This window comes from Allobosea sp. 05T439 (genome assembly GCF_056396005.1).
The window spans coordinates 1-7,168 of the sequence record NZ_JBFTKP010000089.1 but is presented as its reverse complement, the minus strand read 5'-3'; the positions used below and the strand labels follow the sequence as shown (position 1 = coordinate 7,168).

The following is a 7,168-nucleotide window of genomic DNA, read 5'->3' as shown; positions in this document are numbered from 1 at the left end:
CCATCATCCTTGATGGTGAGCTGGGCCGCAAAGGACCAGACGTCATAGGCCCGGCTCGCCTCATAGAGCGAATCCTTCCAGCACAGCCCGGCTTCGGCCGTGATCAGCCGGGCGAACTCTTCCTTGCGGTCGCGCAGCAGCTCGGCCGTCTTCTGCAGGATCTGCTGACGCTCATAGCGGGTCAGTGTCGGCTTGAAGGCGCGCGCCTTGGCGAAGGCCTCGCGGACATGCTCGGGCCGGGCCGCCGGCACCAGGCCGACGACGGAATTGTCGTAGGGATTGCGGACCTCGACCATGTCGTCGGTCGAGACGAGTTTGCCGGCGATCCGCATCGTCTCGCGCCGCACGGGCGGATTCACATTCGCGTTCATCTCAGCTCACCAGATTGAGGGCGACGTCGAAGACGTCGAAATTGCGGAGCGTGCGCCCCTCCGGCACGGAGATCGGCCGGTTGGCGATCATCGGCACGCGCTGCTCGGTGATGCCGCCATGCGAGCGCAGCGGTTCGGTCAGCCCCGAGAGGTCGTGCCGATCCGGCGAGGTGCCGATCACTTTCGAGCGTGTCGAGACCACGACCACGTCGCCGATCCGGTCCGCTGGCAGCTCGAAACGCTCGCAGGCCTCGGCCGAGGTGACCGCGAGCGCGATGCCGTCGATGCCGGAGATGCGGGCCGCAACCTCGGTCTGGTCGGCGCCCTCGGGCAGGTAGACCGTGGCGAAAGAGCCGAGCGCGCCGTGATGGACGACGTAAGGATCGGTGATCGGCAGGATCACGCGCATCGTGCCCTTGCCATACCATTCGTCCATCAGTGTTTGCAGATAGACTACGTCCGGCTCGCCATTGGGCAGGTGCTTGTCGTTCATGCCGTGGTCGGCGGTAATGACGAGCGTGCAGCCGAGCGCATCGAGCCTGCCGACATAGCTGTCGAACATGGCGTAGAACGCGTCCGCCATTTCAGAGCCCGGCGCCGCCTTGTGCTGCACATAGTCGGTCGTCGAGAGATACATCAGGTCCGGCTTGAAGCTCTCCAGCAGCTTGACGCCGGCGGCGAAGACGAACTCGGAGAGATCGGCCGAATAGACTGAGGGGACCGGCATGCCGACGAAGCCGAGCACCCCGTCGATGCCGTTCTCCGCCGTGTTGGCCTTGTCGGCCTTTTCCGAGGAGAAGGCGATCGCCGTGCCGCTGGTGAAATCGAGCCCCTTGCCGAGCAGGGTCCGCAGCTTGTCCTTGGCCGTMACCATCGCGACCTTGAAGCCGGCCTTCTGGAACTCGGCCAGGATGGTCGGCGCCCGCAGGAAGCGGGCATCGTTCATCATCACCTCTTCCTTGGCTTCGCGGTCGTAGAAGAAGTTGCCGGCGATGCCATGGACCGCCGGCGGGCGGCCGGTGATGATCGAGAGATTGTTCGGGTTGGTGAAGCTCGGGATCACCGAGTAGGCATGCGTGCTGGTGCCGGCCCGCATGATCCGGTCGAGGTTCGGGGTCAGACCCTTGGCGCTGGCGGCCTCGATATAGGCCGGCTCCGAGCCGTCCATGCAGATCACGACCGTTGCACGCTGCGGCCGGGCATAGGCCCGCCCGTTCGCCACGACATCCGATCCAACCTTTGAATGCATGTTCATCATCTGCTCCTTCACGCCGCCGACTTCAGGCCGACGCCCATCTCGGCAAGCACGTCCGAGACCGTGGCGACGAAGGCCTTCATGTCCTGCGCGCCCAGCGCGCCGATGCAGCCGATGCGGAAGCTGTCGGCGACGGTCAGCTTGCCCGGATAGATCACGTAGCCGGCGTCCTTCAGCGTGTCGTAGAAGCGCTGGAAGACGAAGTTCTTGTCCTGCGGCATGTGGAAGGTGACGATGATCGGCGCCTGGTGGTGGGCCGGCAGCAGCGTCCGGAAGCCGAGTTCCTGCATGCCCTCGATCAGGATGCGCGCATTGTCGGCATAGCGCTCGCCACGTCCGGCGACGCCGCCTTCCGTCCAGAATTCCTGCAGGGCGGCATGGAACGCGACGATGACATGGATCGGCGGGGTGAAGCGGTATTGCCCGGTGCGCTCGAAGGCGGCGTGCTGATCGTGGAGGTCGAGCACGAGCGTGGTGGCATTGCCCTTGGTCTCCGCCAGGGCGCTGCGGCGGGCGATGACGAAGCCGAGGCCGGGCACCCCCTGGATGCACTTGTTCGAAGAGGCGGCGACAGCGTCGAAATAGACCTCGCGGCTGTCGAGCGCCAGCGCCCCGAAGGCGCTCATCGAGTCGATCAGCAGGCGCTTGCCATGGCGCTTGACCAGCGCAGCCACCGCCTCGATCGGGTTGCGGATGCCGCTCGTCGTTTCGCAATGGACCACGAAGACATGGCTGATCGCCGCATCGGCGACGAGCATCCGGTCGACCTCGGCAAGATCGGGCGGCATGTCCTCGGCCGTCTCGTGGGTGACGACATCGCGGCCGGCGATCTCGAGGATGCGCTTGGCGCGCTGGCCATAGGCGCCGTTGATCAGGACCAGCGCCTTGCCGCCGCGCGGCACGAAGCTCGTCAGCATGGCCTCGACCGCGAAAGTGCCCGAGCCCTGCATCGGCACGGTGACGAAGCTGCCCTCGCCATGGATGACCTTCGGCAGTTCCTCCATCACGGCCTTGTTGATGCCGACGAAGGTGGCGTCCCGGGAGCCCCAGTCATGAACCATGGCTTCCTTGATCGCCTTGCTGGTCGTCAGCGGTCCGGGCGTCAGGAGGAGGGGATCACCGGTCTCGGAAACGGCGGGGCGGCGGGCTTGGGCCATGTCGATCTCGCTTGTGTCGTTGCAGCCGATGGCGAAACGGTAGGGCGAGATTTGACATAGCTCCAATACATCCTATCCATGCGATCCATAGAAAGGACCTATGGCATGGCGATCAGCTATTCCGGCCTGTCGGCGTTCCACGCAGTGGCGGAGGCCGAGAGCTTCACCGGCGCGGCCAAGGCGCGCCATGTCAGCCAGCCGACGCTCTCGGCGCAGGTCCGCTCGCTCGAGGACGCCTATGGCGTGCGCCTGTTCGATCGGGCCGGCCGAAAGACCAAGCTCACCCCGCTGGGCCAGAGCCTCTTCGCCATCACGGCCCGGCTGTTCTCGGCCCAGGACGAGGCGCAATCGCTGCTTGCCGGCAGCCGGACGCTGCAGCGTGGCCATCTGCGCATTGCCGCCGACAGCGCCACCCATGTCATGGCCGCGCTGGCACGGATGCGCGAAAGCTATCCCGGCCTGACATTCTCGCTGACGATCGGAAATTCCTCCGAAGTGGTCGACCAGATCATGGATTTCGCCGCCGATGTGGCGATCACCGCGCGGCAGAGCTCGGATCCGCGCCTCCATACGGTGAAGCTGCGCGCTGACCGGCTGGTCGCCTTCATCGCCAGCGAGCACCGCCTGGCGCAGCATGACAGCATCCCGATCGAGGCCTTCGCGGGCCAGGACATCGTCTTGAGAGAACGCGGCTCGATCACGCGCGAGACCTTCGAGGCTCGCCTGTCCGAGGCGGGAATCAAGCCGGCGAACCTGCTCGAGGTCCAGTCGCGCGAGGCGGTGCGGGAGGCCGTCGCCGCCGGCTTCGGCATCGGGGTGATCTTCGAGGCGGAGTTCCGGCCCGATCCCGCGCTGAAGCGGCTGGTCATCACCGGCGCCGATTTCGCGGTCGGCGAATATGCGGCCTGCCGGGCCGAGCGCCGGCGCATTCCGCTGGTGCGCGGCTTCTTCGAGACAGTCCAGGGACTCGTCGAGGCGCAAGCCGCGATCGCGCGCTGAGCTCAGGCGAGCCGCATCAGCGCGAGCGCGGCGACGATGAAGCCGCAGGCGACCAGGCGCGATGCCTGCAGCGGCTCCTTCAGCCAGACATAGGCGATCACGGCGGCAAACAGCACGGAGCTCTCGCGGACGGCCGCGACAAGCGGGATCGGTGCGACCGTCATCGCCCAGATCGCGATCCAGTAGGCGCCGAGCGACAGGATGCCTCCGGCCGTGCCCTGCAGCCAGAACGGCCGCATCGCGGTCAGCGCGTCCCGTCCACCGCGCAAGGCGATATAGGCGATCAGCGGCGTGCCATTGATCACGAACAGCGCCGCCGAATAGGCATGAGGGTCCCCGGCGGCCCGTGCGCCGAGCCCGTCGACCAGGGTGTAGCCGCTTATCATGACGGCGGTCAGCGCTGCAAATCCGAGCGCACCGGGATCGAAGGCAGCGCCGCGCCGGCGCCCGAGGACCGAGACCAGCATGATGCCGGTGCCGAGCAGGCCGATGGCGGCGAGCTGCGGCACGGCGAGGCGCTCGCCGAAGACGGCCATGGCGATCGCCGCGGTCAGGAGCGGGGCTCCGCCGCGTGCAATCGGATAGATCTGGCTCATATCGGCGCGCCGATAGGCTCCGGACAGGCCGATATAGTAGCCGAGATGCAGGATCAGCGAGGCGAGGAGCCAGGGCCAGGCCTCAGGCTTCGGCCAGCCCGTGACCAGCAGGACGGGGAGGGCGATAAGCCCGGAGGCGAGCGAGATCATCGCCATGGCGTGGAGCGGTTCGAGCTTCACCTTCACGAAGGCGTTCCAGCCCGCATGCATCGCCGCTGCGGCGAGCACGGTGAGGAAGATCCCGAGGCTCACCGGCGCACGCTGCCTGTCGCCAGGGCATGGGCCCAGTCGTCGCGCCCGTTCTGCCGGGCGCGTGCCGCGGCTGCGTCCCAGTCATAGGCGATGGCGTGATGCTCGACCGTGATCGTGTCCGCGATCGTCACCAGCGCGAAGCGGGCATGCGGGCTTCCGCTCTCGGAGACATGGGCAGGCGGCGTCTCGTCCTCATAGGCCGGGTTCMCGACACTGCCGGGGTTGACGACGACCATCCCATTGGACAACCGCAGGACCCGCGGCAGGTGGCTGTGCCCGCAGAGCAGGAGCGGCGCCGTTGTGCCGGCCAGCCGGGTCTCGACGGCGGCGACGCTGTCGGGAACGAGGCGGCCACCCGCGACGGCTTCCATCAGATAGGCTTCATCGTCGCCGGGCGAGGCATGGACGCATTGCGCTCCGGCGGCGAACTGCTCCTGCGGTAGCGTCGACAGCCAGGCGCGATCGGCCGCGTCGAGCCTCTCCCAGGCGAAGCGGTCGGAGCGACCGAGCCCTTCGGGCGAGGCTGCTCCCAGGGCGCGGTCATGGTTGCCGCGGACGTGCAGCATCTCCGCCGCCCTGAGACGCGCGACCGTTTCCGCCGGCCATAACGGGCCCGAGGCGCAGTCGCCGAGATTGACGATGATATCGGGCGCGGCGCGCTGAAGCTGGTCCAGCACCGCCTCGAGAGCCAGCAGATTGCCGTGTATGTCCGCGATGACGCCGATGCGCATGGCTCACTCCGTGGCCGTCGAACCCCGGAAGGCATCAAGGGTCGCGCCGCGCGCTTTACAGCATGCGGGACGCTTTGCCAGCGAAATGTTTTTGCGCGGATGCGGGTTAGAGACCCTGTTCAGGACGGTGGCCGTGTCGGCTCGGGGCGCGCGCGGGCGCTAGCCCTCCAGCGCCCCGATCATCTCGACCCGCGTCGCATGCCGGCCGCCTTCGAACTGGGCGGAGAGGAATGCATCCACGATATCGAGCGCGAGCCCTTCGCCCACCACGCGCACGCCGATCGACAGCATGTTGGCATCGTTGTGCTGGCGGATCATGCGGGCTGAGAACGTGTCGGCGCAGACGCCGCAACGGATGCCCTTGACCTTGTTCGCCGCCATCATGATGCCCTGGCCGGTGCCGCACAGGATGATACCGAACCGGCAATCGCCGGAGGCGACGAGCCGCGCCGCCGCTTCGCCATGCCTGGGATAGGGGGTGCTCTCCGGCGTCGTCGGTCCGATATCGACCGCGACCCAGCCATGCGTCGCGATATGAGCGGCGATGGCCTGCCGGAGCGGAATGGCGGCGTGGTCGCTGGAGAGGACGATGCGGTTGCTGGCTGTCATGGAGACGGTATAGGCGGCCTCCAGCGAACGCTTCAAGGCTCTCATGGCCAAGCAGGGTGCGACGCGCATCTTCTCCTTGCACTGATTGATCGCAGCCGGACGCTGACGACCCGCTGCGGTGCCTGGGCCGAGGCGACGGCAGGACGATTGACGGTAATMGAGTTCGCTATCGCAAAGCGGGCATGCTGGCTTCCGTTCTCGGAGACATGGCGGCGAGKGGAACAACCGGTTCCGCCMTTCGTTGATTGGACAATGCAGTCTTTGGAAGCGTCGATGCTTCCCTTCAAAGCGACTGTTTGGCGACGCACGCGCAAGGAGACGGCTTGGCGCCTGCCGCAATCCAGCCGCGATTGGTTCACCCGCCATTCAACCGGGCGGCGCGAACCTGTCCTCAGCTTCGGGAGGAGGAGAGCCCGATAAAAGGAGATTCGATCATGATGTCCCTCAGGAAAACCGCCATCGTTGCGCTGGCTTCCGCGAGCGTGGTCACGGCGGGCTCGGCCGTGCCGGCCTTCGCTGGGCAAGCGCGTCCGGTCGTGGATGCCTCGCGGCTCGACAAGGCAGCGGCGGAATATTCGCAATATCGTTATCGCGGCTATCGCGGTGGATATCGTGGCTATCGCGGCGGCTGGTATGGCCCGAACCGCGGCGCGGTCGTGGCGGGCGCCGTTGGTCTCGGACTTCTGGGAGCCGCGGCCGTGGCCGCGAACCGCCGCGCCTATGCTGACCCCTACTATTACGACAATGGTTACTATGCCGCGCCGGTCTATGGCGGGCCGGTCTATGCCGCGCCGGTCTACGGCAGGCGCTATTATGCCCCGGCGTACGACTACCGCGACTATCGCTGAGCGCTCGTTTGCCTCTCCCGCGCGCTCGTCCGGGCGCGCGGGGCGTCCCACCCAAATTTTGTTACGACAGCCGCGCTTCTCTGCCGCACATGGGGCGGGACATGACGCCACGTAGATGACTGCCTGCCGAGCCMGCTGCTGAGGGGCCGGCCTCGGCGTAGGCCAGCGTTTCGACATGGCCACGGGAAGAGCAGTAACCATGCGGCGTAGGCCGCAGTACGGCTATTTCGGGTCGTCCGATCTTGTGAGCAGGTGAGGATTGGCTTTGTAGATTTCGGCGAGGCCTTTGAGCGTCTCGATGCCGAAGTCTGTGAACGCCATGACGCTGTCATCGCCTGGCCGCCTGGCCC

8 protein-coding genes are annotated in these 7,168 nt (G+C 66.7%); 2 read left to right on the top strand and 6 right to left on the bottom strand.

Going from position 1 to position 7,168, the window contains the following annotated elements; translation table 11 throughout:
* The 3 genes from AC1DIO_RS34805 to AC1DIO_RS34795 form a co-directional block, all read right to left on the bottom strand.
* Positions 1-371: aldehyde dehydrogenase family protein (locus tag AC1DIO_RS34805; RefSeq protein WP_476854901.1), on the bottom strand; the 371-nt coding region annotated here is incomplete at its 3' end.
* A 1-nt stretch (position 372) separates the two neighbouring features.
* Complete coding sequence (gene phnA / locus AC1DIO_RS34800) at positions 373-1,626, bottom strand: phosphonoacetate hydrolase (protein WP_441508259.1); 1,254 nt, start codon at positions 1,624-1,626, stop codon at positions 373-375.
* Positions 1,627-1,637: 11 nt separating this feature from the next.
* Positions 1,638-2,783 carry a 2-aminoethylphosphonate--pyruvate transaminase gene (locus tag AC1DIO_RS34795; protein WP_441508260.1) on the bottom strand — a complete coding sequence of 382 codons (1,146 nt, stop codon included), beginning with the start codon at positions 2,781-2,783 and terminating at the stop codon, positions 1,638-1,640.
* A 105-nt stretch (positions 2,784-2,888) separates the two neighbouring features.
* Between AC1DIO_RS34795 and AC1DIO_RS34790 the strand changes: the two genes are divergently transcribed.
* The gene (locus tag AC1DIO_RS34790; protein WP_441508261.1) at positions 2,889-3,782 is read left to right on the top strand and encodes a LysR substrate-binding domain-containing protein; all 894 of its coding nucleotides are present in this window, start codon (positions 2,889-2,891) and stop codon (positions 3,780-3,782) included.
* 2 nt (positions 3,783-3,784) lie between these two features.
* On the opposite strand, the gene AC1DIO_RS34785 is transcribed toward AC1DIO_RS34790, so the two are convergent.
* The 3 genes from AC1DIO_RS34785 to rpiB form a co-directional block, all read right to left on the bottom strand.
* Positions 3,785-4,630, bottom strand: coding sequence for an EamA family transporter (locus AC1DIO_RS34785; protein ID WP_441508262.1), 846 nt, complete (start codon positions 4,628-4,630; stop codon positions 3,785-3,787).
* A complete protein-coding gene (locus AC1DIO_RS34780; RefSeq protein WP_476854900.1) occupies positions 4,627-5,361 on the bottom strand; it encodes a metallophosphoesterase family protein in 735 nt (244 codons plus the stop codon). The genes AC1DIO_RS34785 and AC1DIO_RS34780 overlap by 4 nt, the downstream gene beginning before the upstream one ends.
* 159 nt (positions 5,362-5,520) lie before the next feature.
* A complete protein-coding gene (gene rpiB, locus AC1DIO_RS34775; RefSeq protein WP_476854902.1) occupies positions 5,521-5,970 on the bottom strand; it encodes a ribose 5-phosphate isomerase B in 450 nt (149 codons plus the stop codon).
* 434 nt (positions 5,971-6,404) lie between these two features.
* Between rpiB and AC1DIO_RS34770 the strand changes: the two genes are divergently transcribed.
* On the top strand, positions 6,405-6,818 hold the full coding sequence (locus AC1DIO_RS34770; protein WP_441508264.1) for a hypothetical protein: 414 nt from the start codon (positions 6,405-6,407) through the stop codon (positions 6,816-6,818).
* Positions 6,819-7,168 lie beyond the last annotated feature (350 nt).

What these genes read in the sequence shown, in the direction of transcription:
- AC1DIO_RS34795 (WP_441508260.1), bottom strand. Translation starts at nt 2,783, where the DNA reads ATGGCCCAAGCCCGCCGCCCCGCCGTTTCCGAGACCGGTGATCCCCTC.
- AC1DIO_RS34790 (WP_441508261.1), top strand. Translation starts at nt 2,889, where the DNA reads ATGGCGATCAGCTATTCCGGCCTGTCGGCGTTCCACGCAGTGGCGGAG.
- rpiB (WP_476854902.1), bottom strand. Translation starts at nt 5,970, where the DNA reads ATGACAGCCAGCAACCGCATCGTCCTCTCCAGCGACCACGCCGCCATT.
- AC1DIO_RS34770 (WP_441508264.1), top strand. Translation starts at nt 6,405, where the DNA reads ATGATGTCCCTCAGGAAAACCGCCATCGTTGCGCTGGCTTCCGCGAGC.